Source organism: Microcoleus sp. AT8-B5 (assembly GCF_036705565.1).
In the GTDB taxonomy this organism is placed as follows: Bacteria; Cyanobacteriota; Cyanobacteriia; order Cyanobacteriales; family Microcoleaceae; genus Microcoleus.
This window is the reverse complement of sequence record NZ_JAUBUY010000030.1, coordinates 56,980-78,726: the sequence shown is the minus strand read 5'-3', so window position 1 is coordinate 78,726 and position 21,747 is coordinate 56,980. Positions and strand designations below refer to the sequence as shown.

Here is a 21,747-nt window from a genome sequence, read left to right as displayed (position 1 = left end):
AGCCGTGTGCGGTGAAAGTCGCAAGCACGGTTTTGTAGGAGAGATGGTAGGGGACACTCTGCCATCGACTCTCTAACTATCTCGATATAATATGAGCTTATCATCTCGGAGAACATTCAATCAACAGCTAGGACAATTTTTGCTGAGTGCTGCTGTTCCTCCTGCTGTTATCAAACTGTACCAAACTGAAGATTCGGAGCCAGCTTTATTAGAAACTAATCTTAACAATTTCCTGGCGAAAGCAGACCCAGAAATAGAATTATTAGTCCCGACCTTTTTAGGTAACGACAAGCGTCGGTTCTACGGCAGAGGTGTTCCGAAAAGTTTGAAGTTAATCGACAAATTCCAACTAGGCGGCGGCCGGACTTTTCTGGGAAGGCGGTCTGTAGTTTGGAGCGGTGCCGGTTGGACAGGACAGCCGACAATTACCAGAGACGGGGGAAAAACTTATTTAATTATAGGTGCTTATGACCACAATTTGCGAAAAATAGATATTGCTACCAATAAAGAAGTTTGGCGCTATAAATTTGATGATGTAATCAAAGGTTCATCAACGATTTATATCGATCAAAAAGCTAGCGCCGAAAACAGAATTGTAATTTTGCAGGGAAGCCGCAGTGGCGGTGGTGGCAAAAAAGTAGTGCCGAGTTTTAGGGCAATATCTTTTAGAACTGGCAAGGAACTTTGGAAATTAGACATCAGGAAAACGCCCAGCTACAGCCGGGATAATGACAGCAGCGCTTTGTACATCGGCGGTGGCGTTTTGTTCAATGCGGGGGAAAATGCGATCGGCTATTTTCTCGATAGTTCCACAAGCAGTGCAAAAATCAAAGAAGGCATCAAGCAGCCAAATATCTTGTCGGAGGTACAGCTTTATGCAGCAGGAGATATCAGAAAGCACGGCGGCAACTTGGTAGCGGAATCATCGCCATCAAGGCTCAAAGATAGAATATTTATAGCTGCTGGTTCCGGTCACATTTACGGTATTAGCATTGCAACTAAAAAGATTGTTTGGGATTTTTATACTGGTTCAGATTTGGATGGAAGTGCTGTAATTTCTAAATCAGGGAAACTATTTTGTGCCATTGAAAAACAATACATTCAGGGCAACGGCGGAGTGCTGAAGCTGAATCCAAATAAAGAACCGAATGCCAGCGTCGAATGGTTTTTGCCGACGGGGAATCGCCGAGTTTCTAGCTGGGAAGGCGGGATAATTGGCTCGGTGGCTTTGAATGATGAGTACAATCCAGGGGAGTTTCCGGCGCTGTTTGCCACAAATGCGCTCGACGGCAATTTGTACATCGGTTCCCAAGATATGATTACAGGTAAAAAAACTTTTGTGCCTTGGCGAAACCAGTCTTACGATACTCCGGTAATAGTATTTAAAAAAGCGATTGGTTCTTCAATTTCAACTCCGATTTTTACCGATGGCAATAAACTGATCAGTGCGGGATACAACGGTGTTTATTTGTTCAATTTGAATTGGGAACGAGCGAAGTCGGGGGATCAGAATGCTTTGAGAAATGCTAAAGGGGAGTTTTACCGTTTGAAAGTAATAGAATCGGGGAGATTTAAGCCGGGTTTGTCTTTTGAGGCGACGCCTGTAGTTTGGGACGGAATTGTGAGGATTTGCGCGAGGGATGGCTGGATGTATACTTTGGGTTAGTTATGGGTGTTTTGTACCTCTATCGGGAACAGGCTTTCTGGCCTGTTCTTAAAAGGGTGTTGAAATCCGCCAATGCCACTACCTGCCGTTTAACTTCGCTTATATCTTTCATATAAAGGATGTCAGGAATTATCCGAAACCTGTTATAGCAATCCTCGCATCATTTGTGAATTTCTTACTCCCTCCCCTTACTAAGGGGAGGGTTGGGGTGGGGTAAAAAATTTACGACTTATTTAGGATTAATCTAGCAGCAGTACACGGGCTTGATTGGTCGCTGTTGATTTTACTAAGGTGGGGCTTGGGATTGTCGCTGAATGCTGGGAATGTCGATCGAACTGAAGGGAAAGAGTACGAAAAAACGTTTCAACTGTGGCGGTAGAAGAAACAGGCGGGACAGTGAAAAGCGCTTTTTATCGGTATCAAGTGCGAATTCAGGTATTGGACGATCGCCCGATCGCAAAATCCTTCACATTCCATCACCCTAAACCAGTGGCAGCTAGAGTAGCGAATTGACAGAAGAAATCGGTTGATTTTCCCTCCGGGCCCTTTCTCAGGCTTCGTCGCACCAGGCCGAAAAGTCGATCGAATTTTCGGCGTGTTTTCGCTTTTGCTGGCTAAGCTTGTCATATTATGTCCGATCGATAACCCCTAATATGGTAGGGGATCCCCTCACCAACAATACCGGCCAATAATTGACAATCCCAAAAACCCGCCCCTTGTATCTTAAAAGAGTCAGACGGTAGACGCAGGGCAGTTTCATTCTCTTGTAGGGGCAATCCCCCCGTGGTTGCCCCAATCCCGTGGTTGCCCCAATCCCGTGGTTGCCCCAATCCCACCAAAGGCCTAACAAATCCTGGATGGGTAGGCATTCTTGGCACGAACCCTACAAAAAGCTGGTTTTCCCTAGGGGCAATCCGACCCCTACTCCCCGTGGTTGCCCCGAAACAGCCCCGACGGTAAAGGTGTTCCCAAAACTATGTCCCAGAAAGTCCAGTCGTCCCTTTAGTCGGCCAAAGTTCCAGCCTCACAGATAATAACGAGCACCGAAACCATTGGTCTCTAAATTGAGATGTTGCACGATGATCGATAAGCCTGTTTTGGGCGGCCTCTCCTGCCCACCCCCTACTCCCCACAAGAAAACTCATTCTTTGTGGAACGGGCCCCAAAGCCGGTTCTTGGTAATGGTGCAATATCTAAGTCTAAATGGCGCTGGTTGCTGAATCCGAAAGCGAGAATCCACGCACCGAATACGATCCAAGATTTTGTCCTGAGTTATAGCCCACATTCCGCAGATTCCACTGTCATCATCGGTTTTTACCTGTTTTTACCCACCAATCAACCTATCACTTAAACTTTTCTACCGTACATTCACGGATAAAAAACTTTTTAAGGGCATACTTTAGAGATTAAAAACTTTTTTATCAGTAATTATGCTGTGTAACACCGCTGTTTAGGAAGGTGAGTTATAGCTTTTTAAAAGAGAGAGAAGTCAGGACTAAAATCCGGATGGCAGCACCCCTATTTTTTGAGGCACGCCATAGGAAATAGCTAGCTAGAAGCCATCAATTTAGGCATTTTGCCTAAATCCAATCAGCTTATTCCCAATCTTCATCGAATCTTTATCAAACCTACTTGCATTAACTTGTGCTTTGCTTTAGATTGAATATGTGAAGGAAAAAAACCTGCTTCCAGTCAACATAAAAATAAAGGTGTCAGCCATGAAAATCCAATTAAACTTAGTCAAATCTATTTTAGCTGTTGCCGGTGTCGCTACTCTTAGTGCAGTATCCGCAGCACCTGCCTCTGCCTTCAGCTTTAGTAATATTGCTAGCGATAATACATCGGGAGATGCCTATGTAAATAGCTTTAGGTTTGATGTCCTAGATAATGGCTCCAATAACGTTTTATTCAACATTTTCAATGACAATAAAGACGAATCCGCCGCCGATATCTTTATTGCTGCTGTTCACTTGGACACAGGTTCTAATACCAATTTATTGAGCAACTTTGGCATTATAAATGGTCGTGGTGTTAACTTTACAGAGGGAGCTACTCCTCTGCCACAAACTAATAACCTTGCTACTCCTTGGTCTACGGATTTTGCAGCTGGGATAACTGGTACGCGGAACGGTGTCCAAACTGGTGAGGTTTTGGGATTGAGCTTTACTGGAAATTATAATAACGTAGTTTCCGCGTTGAATAATGGTACTTTGAGACTAGGGATGCACGTCCGGGGTATTGGTAGCAAGGGCGATAGCGATGTTTTTGTCAGCACCGGCACTAGCAACACTGAAGCTACTCCTGAACCTTTAACAATGCTTGCTGCTGGAGCCGCTGTTGGGTTTGGTGCTATGTTCAAAAAGCAACGTGCTCAGGCTCAAAAAGCTGAATAGGCGATCGTTTGAACTCGTTTTCGATTCTGGCTTGATGCCAAACTGATTACTTTATGTTCGAGCTAAAAACCTGGTTTCTTGGTGAAACCAGGTTTCTTAGTATCTGATAGCGCGGCACTCTGAAAACCCCGGACTTTTAAGGCGATATGAAACGCAGTTGTAGCGTTACCGCTGTTATTAAGAGTTACAGCATATTCCATGTAGATGTGGTACACACAATCTTCTAGCCCGTGTAAGGTGCGGATACACCCGTCAATCTGTAAGTTTTATCGACCAATATTTCGCAGATCCGCACCCGGAGGATTAACACCAAACAATATAGCTTTATAGTGTACTTCATGAACATGGAAGAGGCTGTATTTTTAATTTTGATTGATTTACTCGCTTTTTAGTCTTTGCTTACAGGGGCCCAGTAAACAAGTGCTAGGCATCCAAGCAATCATTTCGAGTAACAGTCTTTTCACTAGGTGTCCTAATGCTGAGCTATGCGTTGCATCTGAGTTTCACCATTCATCAAATTCCAGAGTGTCTACTAACCTCATCTCAAAGATTAACGGCGATTAAAATCCTCCACGTCCTTTCCGTAGAAGGGGTTCAAGCTACTGAGTTGTCCACATCCCCTACTATTTTTATGATATCATCTAAGAATAGTCTGGACTGTTTTTTAGTTCGGAGTCTAAAACCATCGATTTTCCGTTGGTACTTCGATTGCCGAATCGGCTGGAAACCCTTATTCTAGGGTTGGCAATCAAAAACAGTCCGCAGTATGGCTCTCATCGATCAACTAATAACTAATATCTAAAATGTTCAAGAGAAAAATTTTTTGGCTCATCATTATCGCCACAACCTTAGTAACTCTGAATATGACACTCCTGTGGAAGCTGGACGATGTTGCTCATTTTTGGATGAGTATAGTTTTTTGGTTCGCTGTGGGTTCCCTGCTTTGGGACAACCAGGATATTCTCAAACAGCGTGAGATAAAAAGTGACCTATTATCGACAATAGCAGGGACGCTATTAATAGCTTTTATTTTATTTCAAAGTGCTGTGGTTTCCAGTAAATCCGAGCCTTTTTTAAGACTGGCACCTTTTTTGTCTGGTTTAGGTGTGAGCCTACTTGCGGTAGGTTTTCAGAACTTAAAACTATATTGGCGTGAATTGGTAATACTATTTTTTCATGGCACCCCCAGTGTCATTACGTTACCTTTAGTGGATTTTGTTACCTCGCTTACTGCTAAATTTGCTTATTATTCTTTGTGGTATGTCGGTTTTGATGTAACACGCGATGGTAATTATGTTGCTTTGCCGACAGGAAGGGTGTTGGTAAATGGGGGTTGTTCGGGTATAGAGGCAATGAATTACTTATTAGGTTTAGCTGTAATTTGTTTGGTGATGTTTCCTACTAAACAAAATAAGGCTTTGGTAATATGTGTCGCTGTCATTTTGGGTTTTATTATTAATGTTTTGCGAGTGGCGGGAATGGCATTGTTAGTTGCATCTTATCGCCTAGATTTGTTTAAATATTGGCATGAGGGTGAAGGTTCTTTAGTGGTGGGAATGATTGCGGTGATTTTGTTTGGGATATTTTATCAATTTATGTTGAAACGAGATAGCCAACTTAGTCACAGTTCGGGAAATTAATTAGTTGCCATTTGGGGAAATATATCGGTTCTTCGATTTCCCCTCCCATAGTCAGGAGTCTTGCTCACTCAAATGTCCGGGTGTTGAAATCCGCCAATGTCACTACCTATCGTTTAACTGCGTCTATATCTATGATAGAAATGATGTCAGGAATTATCGGAAACCTGTTATGGCAACCAATGAAAGTCAAATAAGTCAAGTTTACGGTTCAGAGGATGCTCAGGGTATTTTACAGCTTGCGATCGCGCGGCGACAGGATGAAGGGGAATTATCCAGAGTGCAGCTTTTCGAGATTGCAGCGGAATTGGGCATTTCCGAACAGGATATTGTAGCGGCGGAACAGCAATGGTTAGCAACTAGAGGAGAAGTTCAAGAAAAGCTGGTTTTTAACTCTTACCGTCGTCGCAAATTGCAGAAAAATGTGACCAAGTACGGCATTATCAATACTTTTTTAGTTTTGTTTAATCTAGCAGGTTCGCACGAGCTTTCTTGGTCACTTTTCATTTTACTAACGTGGGGATTGGGGTTGTCACTAAATGCTTGGAATGTTTATCAAACTGAAGGGGAAGATTACGAACAAGCATTTCAGCGGTGGCGGTTGAAGAAACAGGTGGGAGAGTCGATTGGTACTGCGACGAATAAGTTTATGAAGTGGTTGCAGTCCTGATTTTCTATGGTAAAAAACGCGATCGCCCTTTCTTTTACTTCACACTCGTGAAGTAATTCGGGTTTTAACTCGTTACTGGAAAGAATAATTGTTAAGGTTTTTTCTTGAACCTCTCCCCAAGAGCGATCGCCCTTGATTGAGTTATACAATGAAGGACTCTGCAATGCCGTGTCCCTACAAATATCCTTCTTTTAGTCCCTCCCGGCAGTCGATCGCATTCTCAGGGCCCAAAAACCCTAACTTTCCTGGGGCAACTTTCCATTAGCAGCATCTTTAACCACAGGATGAATTAAAGCAGATCGAAAACCTTGCCGCATTTCCGAACTCAAATACCTGCGTTGCAAAACCTGCCATTTTTGCCAAGCTGCATAGCGATTTTCGACCAACAAACCAGCCAATTTCGGCAACTCTTTTTCCAGATCGCGATCGACAAAATCTGTCAGAAACTCGCCTAAAACTTCACTGTCTTGAATATCGCCCAAACATTCCTGAATAGCTTTCACATCTTCGACATAAACTTCGTAAGTCTCGCTGTAAAAATCGCCAAACAGATTCATCAAATAGCGAACCCGCTTAGCTTGCTTCCGCAAATCGTGCAGAATAGTTCCCTCGGCTGCTAACTTCTGTTCGACAGCCTCAGCATTCAAATCCTTAGCAACTTTAACTTTGCCATCTTCATATTCTGTACCCAACAGCCAAGCCGGATGGAGAAAAAACTCGCTGACTTGAGGTAACAGTAAATCTGGCAAAACCTCAGCAATTGGCAAATGTTCGATCGCCTGAAACTTCGGTTTTTCCAGCCAATCCTCGATCGACTGCTTCAGCGATTCGTAGGTTTTGTGCTCTAAAATCGCCCTCACCCCTTTCAAAGCCCGGTGGCGCTGTTTGAGCAAATTCGACAAAGCCTTATCCAAAACTTCCTGTTCCTCAGTCGGCAAATTCGGGTAATAGCGATTTTGGAGACTTTCGAGCATCACATCCAAATCCCTGAGAGTTCCCAGAATCCGCCCCACCTTACCAATTTTACGTTCAGAAGCCTCTTTTGGCCAATCTAAAACCGGAGCAAAACCAGTCACAGCCGATCGCAAACGTCTCAATCCCACGCGCATTTGATGAAGTTCTTCCGCGTCTTTGTCTTTGATAACTTCAGCCTCGTGCGCTACACTTTTGCGGAAATATTTCTCAATCGCCCCAGATGCAGCGTCTCCGAGAGTTTTAACTGGAGTTTTAACTTTTGCTGATGTTTTTACGTTCATGGCAGGTGTAGATTCCAGATCCCCGATCGACTTTAATTTGGATTTCAAGGCTTTGGTAGTAAAGGGTTTACATCCTAGCACACAACTCCAATTTATGACGGGCTTCAATACATGAATCTTAATACAGCGGATTCCAGGTTTATAAAGTACACCCCAGAAACCGGGTTTCTTCTGGATTTCTCGCCAGAAACCGGTTTTATTCAAGAAACCCGGTTTCTCTGTACTTCACTTACCTGGAAAGTGCTGTATAAGGTGCTTGACAGTTTATACAAAGTCAGCATTTAGCAATCTCAAATCTTTAAATCTTCAAATCTTCAATTCTTCAATTCTTCAATTCTTCAATCCAAAATCTAAAATCTAAAATCTAAAATAAAATGTCCCTCCCTCGCCATTGAGCTAATAAAAATTGGATTTCTGGCGCGCTTTCCCAAATAGGTTAAGATCGCTGCAAACCGATGTTTATTCGCCAAAGGGTGAGAGAGGGTGCGATCGGGAGGACAAGTTTTAAATTAAATCAAACCCGCCCAGGTTGCCCGACTTCCAAGAGGCAGTTTAGCCTTTCCAGTCTTTCTCAGATTGCTCGAGCACGTAGGTTGCTACATCGTCGATTTGTTCTGGCTTCAAGCGGCCGGCGAAAGCAGGCATAGCATTTTTGCCCTTAGTTACCTGAGTGGTAATAGCTTCCAGAGAATTCATGCCGTACTTCTCAAGAGCTTCCTTTTTCAAGGTTTTCTGGGCCATAACCACGTTGCCGCCACCGATGTGACAAGCAGCACAGTTGGAGCTAAAGATTTTAGCTCCTTTAACAGCATCACCTGCCAAAGCAGGGCGACCAAAGCCGACGGTAAAAATTGCGAACGCTAATAGGGCGATCGATAAGAGTCTTTTCAACGCAGTTCTCCTCTAATGGACACGCAAAGGGTGATTCTTTAGATATTTTACCTGTTTTAACAGGCGCGATCGCGCAGTCGTATCGCCTTCTTCCGAGTAATTTACCACTTTTTGGCAGTAGCAATTCAACTCTCAAAATTCTCCACGCCCCAGCCCGGAGCTTTCTGAGCCGCCCGGATCACAAAAGCCGCTAAATTTTCAATCTCAGCCTGTGGCATCCAGCTTTCCGGCACTTGGCGGCACCAAAAAGTCTCCTCAGTACCGTCATAAGTCATCGGTTCTCTCAGATACGCCACCAGACTATTGATGTTGTTGCGGGGAGGCGTTGCCCCCTTGAGGTCAGCCAAAGACAGAGATATCGTCGGATCGGGCAAATTAGCTCCTCCGACGTGACAATTCAGGCAATTTTGCTCGAACAATACCTTGCCCGCAGACAAATCAAACGCCGAAAACAAGCGAGTATGTCCCTCAGAGTCCAACTCCAGAGCCACAGGTTCGCTGGCTTGTAAATACCTATTCACGTAAGAATCGGCAGCAGCCAAAACAGGTTGAGGAGCCAACAGCACGAGTGGCAAAATAATTAACATCCCCAACAGAAAGCAGACAAAAGCACCACGACGCAGCATGAGGGACTACAACCTTTTGCGATAATCAATGAGCAGGAGGTAAATTTTAGATTTCAGATTTTAGAGCGAAAAACGACCAGCCAGCAATCCTTGCCGAACTTCAGCCATCTCCCAATCCAAAATCCAAAATCCAAAATCTAAAATCTAAAATCGATTAGCGAGCGCCTTTGCCACCAGCCCACTGCTTGGAGACAATTTTCGGCTGCAACAGAATGTGACCGGCAATCGCGTACAAATCTTCATCCGAGAGATTTCTCATCTCAGCGAAAATATCCGCACTCTTCATACTCGGATGCAGTTCCGAAATTTCCTCAAACCCGTCGTAAGTGGTGGGATTTTTCATAAAGTCCACCAGCGACTCAATATTATTCCGGGGCGGGTTGGCCAAAGCCAGAGTTTCCGGGCTCAAATTCACGTTCGGGTCAGTTTTGGTCATGCCCGCAGCGTGACATTGAGCGCAAGCCGAATTGAACAGGCGTTTGCCTTGCTCAACTTGTTTGAGGCTCAGCACCACTGGAGTACCCTTGTCATTCAAAGGCAGAGTGCGAAGTTCAGGACTCAGTTCGATAGCCATCGCACTGCTGACAAATAACTGAAAGCTCAAGAATACAGCGGTCAGAGCAATGAAATATCTTTTAAGCATGGTTCTCCTTAAAAAAATCCGGCAAATTATTGAACGCTAAGAGAGTATAGCTGGCAAACAGATTTGTGTTCAAAATTCCCTCTTTCTGCAACAACTGGCGAAAGTTTGTGCAGCTATACCTTTAAAGGTAGAGGAATTTTGCGATCTAATCTGCAAGAAGTTTTGAGTCGCGCCTTTTTTCGAGAGTGGACATAATTGCCTTAACATCCTCCAAAGCCAAACGGGTTTGAGGGTGCTTGTAGGCAATTTCCAACTCATCGCACAAGCGGATCACCTCTTCAACAGGGACGTTGAAGTCCTCTGCTATTTCTGCGATGGACAGGTCTGCAAAACCCATAATTTTTAGGTCGCTGACAGGTAAAAATTGAGTTGACGGCTATTAACTGAAAGCCGGACAATTTTAGAAAGCGCTGTGAGCTTGTTCTGTTAGTTTGTTCTGAGATTTTGTTCGATCTATCGCAAGCTAACTCACCGCTAACTGCGACTAGGCATTTTTGCCCAGCCTAACTTCAGGGCCAATCAACTTCCGATCAATATCATCCCACTGCTGGGTCGTTATTACCAATAGGAGTTGGGCGGGCGGGGATCAAAACCCGGTGTCTGCGTGAACGTCTCGTTAACAAACTCAATATTTTTGGTAGAAGCCCGGTTTTGAGGAATTCCTCAGAAATTTCCCTCGGTGCCCCGGACTCACCAACAGACAATCCTCCGGCGCGACAGCTTAGGGAGAAAGTTTGAAAGCGTGAGTCTGCGGGGGCAAAGCGTGGCTATCGCTGCCATTGAGGGCGGGAAATTCCGAGTCTGCCAAGAAAGGCTGGGGCTGGTGGAGGCTGATGAGCTGAGCAAGAGTTTTCTTTAATTGAGTCCGGGGTACAATCAAGTCTACAAAACCGTGGGCGAAGGAGTATTCGGAAGTTTGATAATTTTCCGGTAGCTTTTCCCGCAGAGTTTGTTCGATTACCCTGCCGCCCGTAAAGGCCACAGTAGCTTTTGGCTCTGCAATTATAATGTCTCCCAGCATGGCAAAACTGGCGGTGACGCCGCCGGTGGTCGGGTGGGTCAAAATCGGGATGTAAAGCAGTCTCGCTTCCCGGTGGCGTTCCAGAGCCCCGGAGATTTTAGCCATTTGCATCAAGCTGAGCATTCCTTCTTGCATTCTTGCACCACCGGAAGCGCAGACAATGATTACGGACAAGCGTTCCCGCGTGGCGTGTTCGATGAGGCGAGTCAGCTTTTCTCCGACTACTGAGCCCATGCTGCCGCCGATGAACTGAAATTCCATGACTCCGAGGGCGACTGGCAAATTTTCCAGTTTGCCGATGCCTGTTTCTACGGCGTCTAGGTGGCCTGTTTTTTCTTGAAATTCTCGGAGTCGATCGCTATATTTTTTGCGATCGCGAAATTTCAGAGGATCTGTGGCGTGCAGTCCTTCGTTAAGGGGCACCCAGGTGTTGGGATCGATCAACTGCTCGATGCGATCGTCACTGTAAACTCTGATATGATGCCCGCATTCCAAGCAAACCATTTGATTTGCTCGCAGGTCTTTGGTATAACTGAGGGCACCGCAAGCTTCGCATTTATTCCAAAGTCCGTCCGCAATTTCTCGTTCCGGCCGTTCTTGGGAGTTCGGTACTGATTTTCGTCGATTTGCAAACCAATCAAATAGAGACATTAAAACTTGGTAATTGGTAATTGGTAATTGGTAATTGGGAATTGGTAATTGGTAATTAGTAATTGTTAGTTGTTAGTTGCTAGTTGTCAATTGCTAGTTGTTCAGTGACTAATGACTAATGACTAATGACTAATCACCCGCTTCTGGCTCATCTTCAACGGGACTGATGAGGAGCGATGCTGTTCGCTGGTGTTCTGGAAGAACTTGCAGGGCTGTAGCACTTCCAGCCCCCAAATAAGATGCTATGCCCAAGTCTACAATCCGGGCCGGGATTTCATGGGCAGCTAGGAGCTGCTGCATTAATTCCGCTTCCCAACGAAAGCTAGTTGTTGTAAGTGTAATCCAAGACACGGAACAATTTTACCAATTTTTGAGACAATGTTATGTTCGATCGCGCCTGACTGCCTGCCGATCAGAAACTAAAATTCGGAAAAAACAACTGCAAGTAAGTAGATAAGATCGCTTCGCCCCACAGAGCAGTAATTGCTGCACCGAGAGCCAGAAACGGGCCGAAAGGCATGGGTTGACGCCGATCGAGCCAGCCGAGGGCGATCGCCCCGCCACCGACAAAAGCCCCGGCGACACAGGCAATAAATCCCGCTAGCAGCAAGTATTTCCACCCCAGCCAAGCTCCCATCAAGGCTGCCAATTTGGTATCTCCGGCGCCCATAGCATTCTGCCCCAGCCCGATCGTCCCGGCGAGTCCGATCGCGTCAAACAGCCACAACCCGACAACTGCTCCCGCGATCCCATCGAGTACCAGATAGTTTACCGAGTCGATCGAACTAAATGTCGGCCACCAACCTTTCGCCACCTGGAAAACCAATCCGAGCACCAAACCCGATCGAGTTAATGAATTAGGCAAAGTCATTGTATCGCAATCAATCAAAGACAAAGCCAACAGCCAGCTAAACAAAGCCCAAAAACCAAGAGTTTGCACTGTTACGCCAAACCGCCAAAAGATTAGCAAAAACAGCAAACCCGTAGCTGCTTCCACCAGTGGATAGCGGACAGAAATCCGACTGCGGCAGTGATTGCAGCGGCCTCGGAGCCACAGCCAACCGAAAACGGGTATATTTTCGTAAGTTCTGAGTTGATTTAAACATTTGGGACAGCGAGAAGGAGGGTTGATCACCGACAAACCCGCAGGCAACCGATAGACTACCACATTTAGAAAGCTGCCAATAGCCGATCCGACAATAAAGACGATCGCCATGACAAGGCAATTAAAGATTATTTCCATTAAGTTGACTGTTGACTGTTCACTGTTGACTGGGGTTATGTATCACTTGTTACTTCTCAATAGTTAGTTCTCAGTTGTTAGAGCTTGTACGGTCAATTACCCATCATAAAAGGTATTAATAGTCAAGAATGCAAGTTTTCATAAAATCCTGAAAACATGGCTCTTCACTAGAAACCTATTTTAGTGCGAGCGTTCGAGGGGACATAATATTAGTGACTAATTACCAATTCCCCATGCCCTATGCTTAATTATCAATTACCAATTACCACCAATGACCAATTAGCAATTAATACATTTGAGATTCAATTTCCTCAAAAGTAACAAAACGTTCACCGGGCAATAAAATCGGCTGCGAAGCAAAAATTACCTGACCTCGATCGCTTCCTTGACTGACAACTACACCCGCCGGACGCTGCATCTGCTCGGAATGCACTTTCAGATACATACCATAGGCCGATCGAGCAGCTCGGATCAAATCGGGAGCTAGCAAGCTGTGACGTTCGGAAGTTTCTCTAGTGGGTTGTGGGTTTGGCTGGTATGGAGTCACTGGAAACTTATCATAATGGTATAAAGTCGAGCTATTGGTGTTGCCTCTACATTGATAGAACTTACCCTATTTTTTAAGAATAAACTTAGGTGGAAATTATTAATAGATTAACCTACAATCCTCCCTTGGCTGCGATCGAACTGCGGCTGCGATCGCTCCTTTCCGCTCAACTGTACGCTGCTGCGTGGGTAGATCCGTCCCCCGCAACGCTAATGGGGGTTTTCGATCACCTGCGAACTCTGCGCTACATCCTCCATGACTACGTGCCCCGGCCCGTGTCCGAATCTCCGCCCAACCCAGGGGAGGTGCGCTACCAGTGGCAAACAGGCACCTTGCTGTTTACCGATTTGGCAGGGTTTACCTCGCTGTTGGAAGCGAACGCTACCCAGGGGCGCAAGGGAGCTGAAACCCTGCTGGGCGTGATTAACGACTATTTTGCCTCAATGATTGAAATTGTCAGCAAATCGGGCGGGGATTTGCTGGAGTTTACCGGAGATGCGATGCTGGTGCAGTTTCCGTCAGGGGTTTACCAAGAGGATACAGCGAGGGCGGTGCGGGCGGGTTTGCGGATGCAGCGGGCGATGGCTGAATTTGCCAATATTGAAACGGCGCGGGGTGTTTTGTCTTTGAGGATGCGGGTGGGCATCCACTGCGGGCGCTATATTAGTGCTGACATCGGTACGCCGCTGCGGATGGCTCACGTACTGCTGGGGCATTCAGTCCAGCAAGCTAAGCAAGCTGAGGGTTCTGGGACTGTGGGGCGGGTGTGTGTGACTGAAACTGCTAGAGAGTCTTTGGGAGAGCAATTTCGTTTTGAACCTGGGAAGCAGGGTTATTTTTTGGTGGCGGACGATTTCACGGACGATCGACTCGGAGAGTATGATATCACTTTGACTGGGCGGCGGATGCCGAGTTCGGTATTGCTCGATCGCAGCGTGGCGGGCTTGGTAAAAGAAATCGGGGAAGCTGTGAATCGGCTTGAACCCCTTGCTAGTTATATTCCCAAAACTATCCTGAGACTGCTGGTGGAAAATGCAGACAGGCGGAAAATTCCGCCGGATTTTCCTGAACCGACGGTGATGTTTGTCAACTTGATTGGTTTACCAGAGTCTGTAGACAAAGCTTCGCTGGAGGAAGAAGTCAATCTGATAGTTGCTTTTTCTAGGGTGTTTGCGTCGATCGATGCTGTAGTCTCAGCTAAAGGGGGCGTGTTGCAAAAAGTAACGGCGCACTTAGACGGTTCGGATATGCTGATTTATTTTGGCGTGCCCGACGCTAACAGGGATGACGCCAGCCGCGCGGCTAGTGCGGCGATTGCGATCCGAGATATGATTGCAGGTTTGCCTCTGGTAATTATCGCGGGTGAAGAAGTAAAAGTAAGCTGTCAAATTGGGCTATCCCTGGGGCCGGTGTTTGCTGCTGAGGTTGGGGAACCGCGAGGGCGCAGGGAGTTTAATATTCTCGGCGATACGGTGAATACGGCGGCTCGGTTGATGAGCAAGGCGGGGGAAAACCAAATTTTGATTGGTGAAAGGGTGTGTGAGTCGATCGAGCTAAACTTTATTTGCGAGGCTTTGGGATCTGTTGCTCTGAAGGGGAAATCTGCTCAAACTCCGATTTTTGCTTTGCAAGGTGCAAAAGGGGAGAAGGGGAAAGGGGGCGTTTAAATAACTTTGCTGGGTAATAGTTGTACAGGTTTTATGGTTCACAAAGGCAAGTACAGCACAACTATTTTCCACTGTGACTACTAAATGTTATTTTTATAATTTTTTACGATACTTCACAATAAAAACCGCCAGTTCGTCAGATCAGTTCCGGTTGCATCGGAATGATTTAACCGCAGAGAACGCAGAGAACGCAGAGGGAGAGCGGAGAGAGATGAATAATTCGGATGAAGGGCCCAATTAATATCACTCGCATAAACTAAACTCCGATCGATACTTCACCGTGCCGCTGCAATCGTGCAAGGCTCCGCTTTCTAACTCCAACACCATAAATGCTTCATCGGGCACATCATATTCACATCCCAAGCTCTTTCTACTAGCAGGAATGAACCCAAAACGCGGATAAAAATCTGGATGACCCAGCACAACTACTGCCTGAAATCCCGATCGCCCGCACTCTTTTAAACCCTCCCGAATCAGCAGCGTTCCGATACCTTGCCGCTGATAGTTGGGTAGAACTGCGACTGGCGCCAACCCCTGAATCGACAAATTGCTAGAACATTTGCCCTCCACGACAACCGGACTGAAGAAAATGTGTCCGACAATGCGATCGGATTGTACCGCAACGAAGGAAAATGTAGATGCAATTCCCCGCAATCGATCGACTAGATTAGCCTCATTTTCTCGCCCGAATGCCGCAATGTTAATGTTGCGAACAGCTTCTACATCTTCTGGCTTTTCGGTACGGATATCCATAGCTTAGATTAATGGTTGTGCGGCCGCTCTGGCAGACGAATTACTACAGAAACTGTTTCTATCTTGCGATCGCGATATTAATCAAATTATAGTGCTCCTGAAGCCTTTTTCCGGTTTTTGAGTTATATATTTTCGGCAACCAATTATACAACGAGTTGCAGATGAATGTCAAATCGTCGCAAAAGTCGGTCGATCGCTTCGGGAGCATCTCATATTTGTAAAAACACTTATAATGGCTCCTTCCTTCTTCCTCCTTCCTTCTTCCTCCTTCTTCTTTCCTCCTGACTCCTGACTCCTGACTCCTGGCTCCAATTTCTAGCGGAGGGCTGCATAAGTGAGATGCTCCCATCGCTTCCAATCTTCACGCCCGGACAGTCTTCTTTATCGTCACAGCGTTTTAATGAAATTAAAGCGCTCCACTGGTTATGCTGATTCTAAATGAGTAACCGGAATTTGTTCGGTTCTTTCAGGCAATCTCGCTCCAGTTGCAACGGCATGAACCGCATGAAGAATATCGGCTGAATAGTATCGATTGCCGCAGTTATCGCAAACACCGATGGTCACATCTTCAAGAATGACAAATCCATTTTTATGTTTGAATGCCTCGCGCTTGACAGTGCGGGGTTGAACGGTTCCTTCGCAATACTCACATCTGTATTTATACATACAATTAGCCATTAAGTTGAGTGACTTCATAAACCGTGATGATTAGATAACGTCCGTTACTAGCGAAACGTCCAACCACTCCAACAGGTGTTTGTCGATCCAGTGCAGTCCCCACTACTACATATTTTGTACCTCTGGGGTCGTCTTTTTCAACCCGGATAATCTGACCGCTCAGAACCGCCTCTTCTACATCCAGGATAGTCAGCAAGTCCTCAGCCATTTCTTCCATTGCGTGGGCTGACATATCGTACTGGCGGAGGCGAATTTTCTCTCTGATACGGTCAATATCGTTGCGAGGCACTGGCTGATTAATGTTACATCCAGGCAATCATAGCAAGTTATTGTTCAAAAATCTATCATTTTCAATTCCTTAAATATCTGGTTTTACTTCCTTCGACCCGACTTACTAACTACTCTTATTGCGGTACAAGCTGACTGGAAGACAATCGCTTAATGCCCTCCCTCGCTGTAGTTTCTCCGGCTTTGTCACCGCCCTCACGAGCAATTTTTAAAGCTTCCTCGTAGGATTCGAGAGCTTGAGCATTTTGACCGAGACTTTCATGAATTGCGCCCATATTGTTGAGCAAGCGTCCGATACTTGTCTTGTCGCCGATTGCTTCTAACATCGGTATTGCTTGCTGAAAATATATCAGCGCTTGAGTATCTTTGCCGAGTTTGCGGGAGGTAAGTGCCATGTTGTTGAGGAGGCGGCCGACGCCAGCCCTGTCTCCGATTTCCCGGCGAATTGCTAAAGCTTGGTGGTAAAATTCCATCGCTCTATTAAAGTCGCCGATGTTGTAGTAGACGCCGCCCATATTATTGAGGGTACGGCCTAAATCGCGTTTATCGCCGGCGGCCGTGCGAATCGTTCGCGCTTGCTGGTAAAATTCGATCGCCTTGGCGTAATTGACCTGTTCTGCGTACACGGCCGCGATGTTGTGGAGGGATTCTCCAATTTCAATTTGGTCGTCGGTAGTTTTGGCAAGTTCCAAAGCTTCTTGGTGCAGTTTCATCGCTTCGGAAAAATTGTCCCCAATCCGGTTGACGAAACCGATGAGATTGAGAGTGCGCGCGATACGACGCCCTCCGCTGATTTCTCGGTGAATGACTAAAGCTTGCTGCAGAACTTCCAAAGCTTTGGGCCTCAAACCCATTTCGCCATAAACTTCCCCCATATTGTTGAGGGTTTCTCCGATTCCCGCTTGGTCGCCTAGTTGCTTGCGGATTGCCAAAACTTGCTCAAAAGTCTCGATTGCTTCTCGAAACAAACCCTCGCGGTGCTGTTTTACTCCTGTTTCAAAGAGTTCGTCTGCTTGCGTTTTGGGGTCAGTTGCTTGAGCCTGGTCGCTCGCTTGGGCGCGCCTCGCATTTATAATTGGGGCATAAGCGCGGGCGTCTGAAATTGCCAGCAAGCTGAGTGCGGGCGATAACACAATACTTATAGCTGCGAGATAGCTGAAGTGGTAAGAGCGGCGGTGCACCGATCGAGTCCTCCAATAGCTAAGTGATAACTATTAAGATAGAGCTTTTTGGGGTGTTCCTGCCAATTTTTTTCTCCATCTCTAGGTTCTGATACCAGTTTCAAAAAAGAAGGCAACTGTAGACCCGTGCTTCAAACCCATACAAAATCAGTCATTCCCAATTCTTCAATCCAAAATCTAAAATCTAAAATCTAAAATCCCATGACTGGGTTTTTGTCTTGCCAGACGGCCATAATCAGCGGCTTATTGTTGAGAGCGGATATGACAGCAAAGTTTTTGCTGGGTGGAAGCGATACTTTTTCAGAACTTTGCAAGATGATGTCCTGTTGGTCAAGCGTGATCCAAGCAATTCCTGACAAAACTTGAATTTCTCGATGAGTTTGAGGCAATCTGTATACCTCGTTTTCCATCAGAATAATGCGATCTGGCGCTGCACATTCGGAAGATATTTGAAGCATAGCATCTCCTACTTGGTAATTGGTAATTGCTACTTGGTAATTGCTACTTGGTAATTGCTAATGGGTAATTGCTAATCGAGGGCTGTATTTCACTTCATTTCCACGCAACCCACACACTACTATTGGCAATAACGCCGATCGATCCAAGCGCGCATTTCATCATCCGTCGCCACGCAGGTAGAGCGACCTGTAGCCCGATCGCAACCGTGCCACCAAGTGTTACCATAGCGATCGCACGTCTGCCAAATTCTCAGTTCGTCCTCACTCGAAATGAGGTAGAGCAAAAACTGCCCAATTTTTTTTATTGCTAAAAAGAGAGATAGCCCTTTATGTTTTTCGGATGGGTTAGCTCGATCGGTCATCGAAAAAATTTGGATACTTGGGGTATCGATTGGATTTTTGCAAGTAGACATATCCCACACCTTCAACTTATATTTTCCACAAGATTTGCACTAATTAAAATTACAATAAATGCTTAAATTTGTAATATTCTCAGCGCAATTACAGCCCACTATTGTTGGCGTGAAATTCCTGTGAAAGTCAATCTCTTATCTAATAAATTCACCTTAACTCTTTGGTTATTGACAATCAAATCATTGCTTGCATAGATTGTATGAATAAAATAGATAGATTGACGATCGGGCAAAAGGCTATGAATGAAATCAATACGCGGCGGATGAAACTCTCTCAAATTCAGGCTTTGATAGCTGTAGCAGAGTGTGAAAATTTTAGCGAGGCGGCTTTGCAATTGGAACTGTCCCAGTCAGCAGTCAGCCACGCCATCGCCTTTTTAGAAACAGAATTGGGAGTGCAGCTATTTCACAGGGGGCGACACGGTGCTCAACTGACGCCGGTGGGGCAAAGGGTAGTGAGTCACGGGCGTCAAATCGTGCGATCGTTAGAAATGATGGTCAAAGAAGCGGATTTAGAAAAAGGTTTGCAGGGAGGCCAGGTACGGATAGTTACTTTTCGGAGTGTCGCCACTCATATCCTACCGGGTATTATTGCTAAATTTCGCAGTTGCTTTCCCAAAATTACGGTCAGCATTACCGAAGTTTATTATACTCAAGCTGTGGAAGAAGCTTTGCGATCGGGCAAAGCAGACATCGGCTTTGTTTCCCTTCCCATCTCCGATGAATTTGAAACTAGAGAAATTTTGCGGGACAAATATCTGGTTTTGCTGCCGCCGAAGGCGCAATGTAAAAGTGATAAGATTACGTGGGAAGAATTAGCGAATTATCCGCTGATTTTGCAGCCGATAGAAAATGCTTGTTCGATACCGCTTCGCAAGTATTTGACGACTGCGGATTTTCCCATAAATATCGGTTACGAACTCAGCGAAGATTCAACGATTGTCAGTATGGTGATGCAAGGTTTGGGTGCAGCTATTCTGCCCCGTTTGGCTGCGGAACCGATACCGTCTTCGGTGAAAGTTTGCAGTTTACCGGCGGATTTTGAGAGGGTAATCGGGGTGGCTGTTTTGAGGGATGGGCTGTTAATTCCGGCCGTGTTTGCGTTTTTGGATTTAGTTAAAAGTGCCGCAGACGTTGATAGTGAGGGCGATTTTCCGATTAATCCTTCATGAAAAACCTGAGTCAGTTGTTATTGGTTATTGGTTAGATTGGGATTTTGTTACCGCAGATATCAGCAGATGAACGCGGATGGGATTTTATCTGAGTTCATCTGCGGTTAAAAAAATGGCATAAAATAGTACGATCGCTGATTGCCTATTTCATGCGTTTTGCAACAAGACTAGAACTGTCGCCTTGGTGGAATTTGATTCGACCATCTACCGAGTTTTTATCCTGTAATTTGAGCCAACCGCTACCAAATGCAGGATCGTTCTCGTCATTACCGTCCCATGTAAACTCAAATCGCTGATCCTTTCCATCTTTTACGACTTCGCCGTCAATTTCACCTGATACTAAACCGAATTGAAATTCTCCTGAACCTGCTTCATCAATCTCGATATAGGCTTCAACTTCCATGTCCAAATAATCACTATCCCACATTGCCATCTCTGCGATCCGCCATGTACCGCTATATTCCATTGCTTTCATCCTCCACTTGTATTAACGGAACAAAACCAATATAGTCGAAACAGTGACGCTCAAGCAGTACGCAAACGCTCAATATCCCTGATCGGCGGCGCACCAAACATACGAGAATATTCGCGGCTGAACTGTGAGGGGCTTTCATAACCCACCTGATAGGCAGCATTTGCCGCATCGGAGTTTTCGGCAAGCATCAGGCGACGTGCTTCTAATAGTCTTAATTGCTTTTGATATTGAAGTGGACTCATCGATGTCACTTCCTTGAAATGGTAATGGAAAGATGAAGGAGACATATTGGCTTGTCCTGCCAAATCCTCAACCCGCATCGGTTTTGCAAAATCAGTTTTAATCAGTTTGAGCACCTCAGCGATGCGCTGCATATTGCTGCCAGATGTTGCGATTTGGCGCACAGCTTCGCCTTGCTCACCCATTAAAAGACGATAATAGATTTCGCGGATAATCATCGGTGCCAGCATCGGGATATCCTGCGGCGTATCCAAAAGTCGTGTCAGTCTGAGGGCGCAATCGAGCAACGGCGCATCGGCAGTGCTGACGAATAAGCCTCTGACAGAGTTTTCTTTCTTGCTTGCGCTTGGCTTGGTTTGGGCAGTGATAATATCGCAGAGTTGGCGTGGGTCTAAATTCAGCTTGAATCCTAAATACGGCTTGTCTGGAGTGGCCTCTACAACAAATCCACTCAGAGGTAAATCAACTGAGATCGCAAGATATTGAGCCTCGCCATAACGATAAGTTTCCTCACCCAGCAAGGCTTCTTTTTTGCCCTGAATGACGATGCCGAGAATAGGTTGATAGACAGCGTGCTGTGCGGCGGAAACAGAAGATTCTCGCATAAATTCCAGTTTGTCTATGTCTGTTTTATGAAAACCGTTTCCTTTGCCGTCGGTGTGCCGAGTTAGCAAGGCCGCCAGTTCTTGACACTGATTGCCGATCGCATCTTGATTTATTACTTGGTTGATTATTTCAATCGCCATGTGGTTTTCTCGACTAATTTAATCATTATCTTTTAAGCATTATAGAACATCTTTATCCATTCATAAAATCTTGCTTTGGAGGATTAGGCAATAAATTGCGAGGTCTGTGTATTCAAAACCCATGCTTTTACTCATAGGATGAACACATCTGAATGAAACAGTAAAAGGATAAGGCAATGACGAAAGACAAGACAAAAATCGCATTGGTAACAGGGGCGAGCCGAGGACTTGGCAAAAATACCGCTTTGACCCTTGCCACAAAACGAGTCGATGTCATCGTGACATATCACAACAGCGAGGAGGATGCCCAAAATGTCGTATCTGCGATCGAAGCGATCGGGGCTAAAGCTGTTGCACTGCAATATGTTTCTTTAATTAAAATCAACCTCACTTCAAGGAAAATATTAGCAAATCTATAAGCGAGGCAAAATC

General features: G+C 45.6%; 25 protein-coding genes. 7 read left to right on the top strand and 18 right to left on the bottom strand.

All coding sequences use genetic code 11. The features are described from left to right. Window positions 1-91: 91 nt before the first annotated feature. Window positions 92-1,666 (top strand): outer membrane protein assembly factor BamB family protein, encoded by a 1,575-nt coding sequence (locus QUB39_RS19950; RefSeq protein WP_333058449.1) that lies wholly within the window; start codon window positions 92-94, stop codon window positions 1,664-1,666. A gap of 363 nt (window positions 1,667-2,029) precedes the next feature. Here QUB39_RS19950 and QUB39_RS19945 read toward each other — a convergent pair whose 3' ends face one another. Next, complete coding sequence (locus QUB39_RS19945) at window positions 2,030-2,293, bottom strand: DUF255 domain-containing protein (RefSeq protein ID WP_333058451.1); 264 nt, start codon at window positions 2,291-2,293, stop codon at window positions 2,030-2,032. 1,091 nt (window positions 2,294-3,384) lie between these two features. On the opposite strand from QUB39_RS19945, the gene QUB39_RS19940 reads away from it, so the two are divergent. From QUB39_RS19940 to QUB39_RS19930, 3 genes are all read left to right on the top strand, one after another. Continuing rightward, window positions 3,385-4,059, top strand: a complete 675-nt coding sequence (locus tag QUB39_RS19940; RefSeq protein ID WP_333211846.1) for a PEP-CTERM sorting domain-containing protein — start codon at window positions 3,385-3,387, stop codon at window positions 4,057-4,059. Between the two features lie 803 nt (window positions 4,060-4,862). Continuing rightward, window positions 4,863-5,699, top strand: a complete 837-nt coding sequence (gene crtA / locus QUB39_RS19935) for a cyanoexosortase A (RefSeq protein WP_333211848.1) — start codon at window positions 4,863-4,865, stop codon at window positions 5,697-5,699. A 169-nt stretch (window positions 5,700-5,868) separates the two neighbouring features. Further along, entirely contained in the window at window positions 5,869-6,366 is a 498-nt protein-coding gene (locus tag QUB39_RS19930; protein ID WP_333058454.1) for a 2TM domain-containing protein, read from the top strand. A gap of 236 nt (window positions 6,367-6,602) precedes the next feature. On the opposite strand, the gene QUB39_RS19925 is transcribed toward QUB39_RS19930, so the two are convergent. From QUB39_RS19925 to QUB39_RS19885, 9 genes are all read right to left on the bottom strand, one after another. After that, window positions 6,603-7,622: a CHAD domain-containing protein gene (locus QUB39_RS19925; RefSeq protein ID WP_333058456.1), complete on the bottom strand. Its 1,020-nt coding sequence runs from the start codon at window positions 7,620-7,622 to the stop codon at window positions 6,603-6,605. A 552-nt stretch (window positions 7,623-8,174) separates the two neighbouring features. Next, on the bottom strand, window positions 8,175-8,513 hold the full coding sequence (petJ, locus tag QUB39_RS19920) for a cytochrome c6 PetJ (RefSeq protein WP_333058457.1): 339 nt from the start codon (window positions 8,511-8,513) through the stop codon (window positions 8,175-8,177). A gap of 125 nt (window positions 8,514-8,638) precedes the next feature. Continuing rightward, the gene (gene psbV2 / locus QUB39_RS19915) at window positions 8,639-9,139 is read right to left on the bottom strand and encodes a photosystem II cytochrome PsbV2 (protein ID WP_333058458.1); all 501 of its coding nucleotides are present in this window, start codon (window positions 9,137-9,139) and stop codon (window positions 8,639-8,641) included. 154 nt (window positions 9,140-9,293) lie between these two features. Further along, a complete protein-coding gene (gene psbV / locus QUB39_RS19910; protein ID WP_333211509.1) occupies window positions 9,294-9,782 on the bottom strand; it encodes a photosystem II cytochrome c-550 in 489 nt (162 codons plus the stop codon). A 145-nt stretch (window positions 9,783-9,927) separates the two neighbouring features. Next, window positions 9,928-10,119, bottom strand: a complete 192-nt coding sequence (locus QUB39_RS19905; RefSeq protein WP_333058460.1) for a translation initiation factor IF-2 — start codon at window positions 10,117-10,119, stop codon at window positions 9,928-9,930. A 384-nt stretch (window positions 10,120-10,503) separates the two neighbouring features. After that, entirely contained in the window at window positions 10,504-11,454 is a 951-nt protein-coding gene (accD, locus tag QUB39_RS19900) for an acetyl-CoA carboxylase, carboxyltransferase subunit beta (RefSeq protein WP_333058463.1), read from the bottom strand. Between the two features lie 129 nt (window positions 11,455-11,583). Then, window positions 11,584-11,805 (bottom strand): hypothetical protein, encoded by a 222-nt coding sequence (locus QUB39_RS19895; protein ID WP_333058464.1) that lies wholly within the window; start codon window positions 11,803-11,805, stop codon window positions 11,584-11,586. Window positions 11,806-11,866: 61 nt separating this feature from the next. Beyond that, the gene (locus QUB39_RS19890) at window positions 11,867-12,697 is read right to left on the bottom strand and encodes a prepilin peptidase (RefSeq protein ID WP_333058465.1); all 831 of its coding nucleotides are present in this window, start codon (window positions 12,695-12,697) and stop codon (window positions 11,867-11,869) included. Between the two features lie 286 nt (window positions 12,698-12,983). After that, window positions 12,984-13,244 (bottom strand): hypothetical protein, encoded by a 261-nt coding sequence (locus QUB39_RS19885; protein ID WP_333058467.1) that lies wholly within the window; start codon window positions 13,242-13,244, stop codon window positions 12,984-12,986. Between the two features lie 89 nt (window positions 13,245-13,333). Here QUB39_RS19885 and QUB39_RS19880 point away from each other — a divergent pair, with 89 nt between their 5' ends. Continuing rightward, window positions 13,334-14,911 (top strand): adenylate/guanylate cyclase domain-containing protein, encoded by a 1,578-nt coding sequence (locus QUB39_RS19880; RefSeq protein WP_333211510.1) that lies wholly within the window; start codon window positions 13,334-13,336, stop codon window positions 14,909-14,911. 243 nt (window positions 14,912-15,154) lie between these two features. Here the strand turns inward: QUB39_RS19880 and QUB39_RS19875 are convergent, their stop codons facing one another. From QUB39_RS19875 to QUB39_RS19850, 6 genes are all read right to left on the bottom strand, one after another. Further along, complete coding sequence (locus QUB39_RS19875) at window positions 15,155-15,664, bottom strand: N-acetyltransferase (protein ID WP_333211512.1); 510 nt, start codon at window positions 15,662-15,664, stop codon at window positions 15,155-15,157. A gap of 423 nt (window positions 15,665-16,087) precedes the next feature. Further along, window positions 16,088-16,330, bottom strand: coding sequence for a YgiT-type zinc finger protein (locus tag QUB39_RS19870; RefSeq protein ID WP_333056915.1), 243 nt, complete (start codon window positions 16,328-16,330; stop codon window positions 16,088-16,090). A gap of 4 nt (window positions 16,331-16,334) precedes the next feature. Then, window positions 16,335-16,631 carry a DUF4258 domain-containing protein gene (locus QUB39_RS19865; protein WP_333056916.1) on the bottom strand — a complete coding sequence of 99 codons (297 nt, stop codon included), beginning with the start codon at window positions 16,629-16,631 and terminating at the stop codon, window positions 16,335-16,337. A 115-nt stretch (window positions 16,632-16,746) separates the two neighbouring features. Further along, window positions 16,747-17,811 carry a tetratricopeptide repeat protein gene (locus QUB39_RS19860; RefSeq protein WP_333056917.1) on the bottom strand — a complete coding sequence of 355 codons (1,065 nt, stop codon included), beginning with the start codon at window positions 17,809-17,811 and terminating at the stop codon, window positions 16,747-16,749. Between the two features lie 191 nt (window positions 17,812-18,002). Next, window positions 18,003-18,269, bottom strand: a complete 267-nt coding sequence (locus QUB39_RS19855) for a hypothetical protein (RefSeq protein WP_333056918.1) — start codon at window positions 18,267-18,269, stop codon at window positions 18,003-18,005. Between the two features lie 119 nt (window positions 18,270-18,388). Next, window positions 18,389-18,682: a hypothetical protein gene (locus QUB39_RS19850; RefSeq protein WP_333056919.1), complete on the bottom strand. Its 294-nt coding sequence runs from the start codon at window positions 18,680-18,682 to the stop codon at window positions 18,389-18,391. Window positions 18,683-18,882: 200 nt separating this feature from the next. Here QUB39_RS19850 and QUB39_RS19845 point away from each other — a divergent pair, with 200 nt between their 5' ends. Further along, window positions 18,883-19,854 carry a LysR family transcriptional regulator gene (locus QUB39_RS19845; protein ID WP_333262546.1) on the top strand — a complete coding sequence of 324 codons (972 nt, stop codon included), beginning with the start codon at window positions 18,883-18,885 and terminating at the stop codon, window positions 19,852-19,854. 142 nt (window positions 19,855-19,996) lie between these two features. On the opposite strand, the gene QUB39_RS19840 is transcribed toward QUB39_RS19845, so the two are convergent. Further along, a complete protein-coding gene (locus tag QUB39_RS19840; protein WP_333485139.1) occupies window positions 19,997-20,320 on the bottom strand; it encodes a hypothetical protein in 324 nt (107 codons plus the stop codon). 59 nt (window positions 20,321-20,379) lie between these two features. Beyond that, a complete protein-coding gene (locus tag QUB39_RS19835) occupies window positions 20,380-21,315 on the bottom strand; it encodes an AraC family transcriptional regulator (protein WP_333056922.1) in 936 nt (311 codons plus the stop codon). 176 nt (window positions 21,316-21,491) lie between these two features. On the opposite strand from QUB39_RS19835, the gene QUB39_RS19830 reads away from it, so the two are divergent. Continuing rightward, window positions 21,492-21,734, top strand: coding sequence for an SDR family NAD(P)-dependent oxidoreductase (locus QUB39_RS19830; RefSeq protein ID WP_333485138.1), 243 nt, complete (start codon window positions 21,492-21,494; stop codon window positions 21,732-21,734). Window positions 21,735-21,747: the final 13 nt, after the last annotated feature.

What these genes read in the sequence shown, in the direction of transcription:
- QUB39_RS19950 (WP_333058449.1), top strand. Translation starts at nt 92, where the DNA reads ATGAGCTTATCATCTCGGAGAACATTCAATCAACAGCTAGGACAATTT.
- QUB39_RS19945 (WP_333058451.1), bottom strand. Translation starts at nt 2,293, where the DNA reads ATGACAAGCTTAGCCAGCAAAAGCGAAAACACGCCGAAAATTCGATCG.
- QUB39_RS19940 (WP_333211846.1), top strand. Translation starts at nt 3,385, where the DNA reads ATGAAAATCCAATTAAACTTAGTCAAATCTATTTTAGCTGTTGCCGGT.
- crtA (WP_333211848.1), top strand. Translation starts at nt 4,863, where the DNA reads ATGTTCAAGAGAAAAATTTTTTGGCTCATCATTATCGCCACAACCTTA.
- QUB39_RS19930 (WP_333058454.1), top strand. Translation starts at nt 5,869, where the DNA reads ATGGCAACCAATGAAAGTCAAATAAGTCAAGTTTACGGTTCAGAGGAT.
- QUB39_RS19925 (WP_333058456.1), bottom strand. Translation starts at nt 7,622, where the DNA reads ATGAACGTAAAAACATCAGCAAAAGTTAAAACTCCAGTTAAAACTCTC.
- psbV2 (WP_333058458.1), bottom strand. Translation starts at nt 9,139, where the DNA reads ATGCTGCGTCGTGGTGCTTTTGTCTGCTTTCTGTTGGGGATGTTAATT.
- psbV (WP_333211509.1), bottom strand. Translation starts at nt 9,782, where the DNA reads ATGCTTAAAAGATATTTCATTGCTCTGACCGCTGTATTCTTGAGCTTT.
- QUB39_RS19905 (WP_333058460.1), bottom strand. Translation starts at nt 10,119, where the DNA reads ATGGGTTTTGCAGACCTGTCCATCGCAGAAATAGCAGAGGACTTCAAC.
- accD (WP_333058463.1), bottom strand. Translation starts at nt 11,454, where the DNA reads ATGTCTCTATTTGATTGGTTTGCAAATCGACGAAAATCAGTACCGAAC.
- QUB39_RS19890 (WP_333058465.1), bottom strand. Translation starts at nt 12,697, where the DNA reads ATGGAAATAATCTTTAATTGCCTTGTCATGGCGATCGTCTTTATTGTC.
- QUB39_RS19875 (WP_333211512.1), bottom strand. Translation starts at nt 15,664, where the DNA reads ATGGATATCCGTACCGAAAAGCCAGAAGATGTAGAAGCTGTTCGCAAC.
- QUB39_RS19870 (WP_333056915.1), bottom strand. Translation starts at nt 16,330, where the DNA reads ATGTATAAATACAGATGTGAGTATTGCGAAGGAACCGTTCAACCCCGC.
- QUB39_RS19855 (WP_333056918.1), bottom strand. Translation starts at nt 18,269, where the DNA reads ATGCTTCAAATATCTTCCGAATGTGCAGCGCCAGATCGCATTATTCTG.
- QUB39_RS19850 (WP_333056919.1), bottom strand. Translation starts at nt 18,682, where the DNA reads ATGTCTACTTGCAAAAATCCAATCGATACCCCAAGTATCCAAATTTTT.
- QUB39_RS19845 (WP_333262546.1), top strand. Translation starts at nt 18,883, where the DNA reads ATGAATAAAATAGATAGATTGACGATCGGGCAAAAGGCTATGAATGAA.
- QUB39_RS19840 (WP_333485139.1), bottom strand. Translation starts at nt 20,320, where the DNA reads ATGGAATATAGCGGTACATGGCGGATCGCAGAGATGGCAATGTGGGAT.
- QUB39_RS19835 (WP_333056922.1), bottom strand. Translation starts at nt 21,315, where the DNA reads ATGGCGATTGAAATAATCAACCAAGTAATAAATCAAGATGCGATCGGC.
- QUB39_RS19830 (WP_333485138.1), top strand. Translation starts at nt 21,492, where the DNA reads ATGACGAAAGACAAGACAAAAATCGCATTGGTAACAGGGGCGAGCCGA.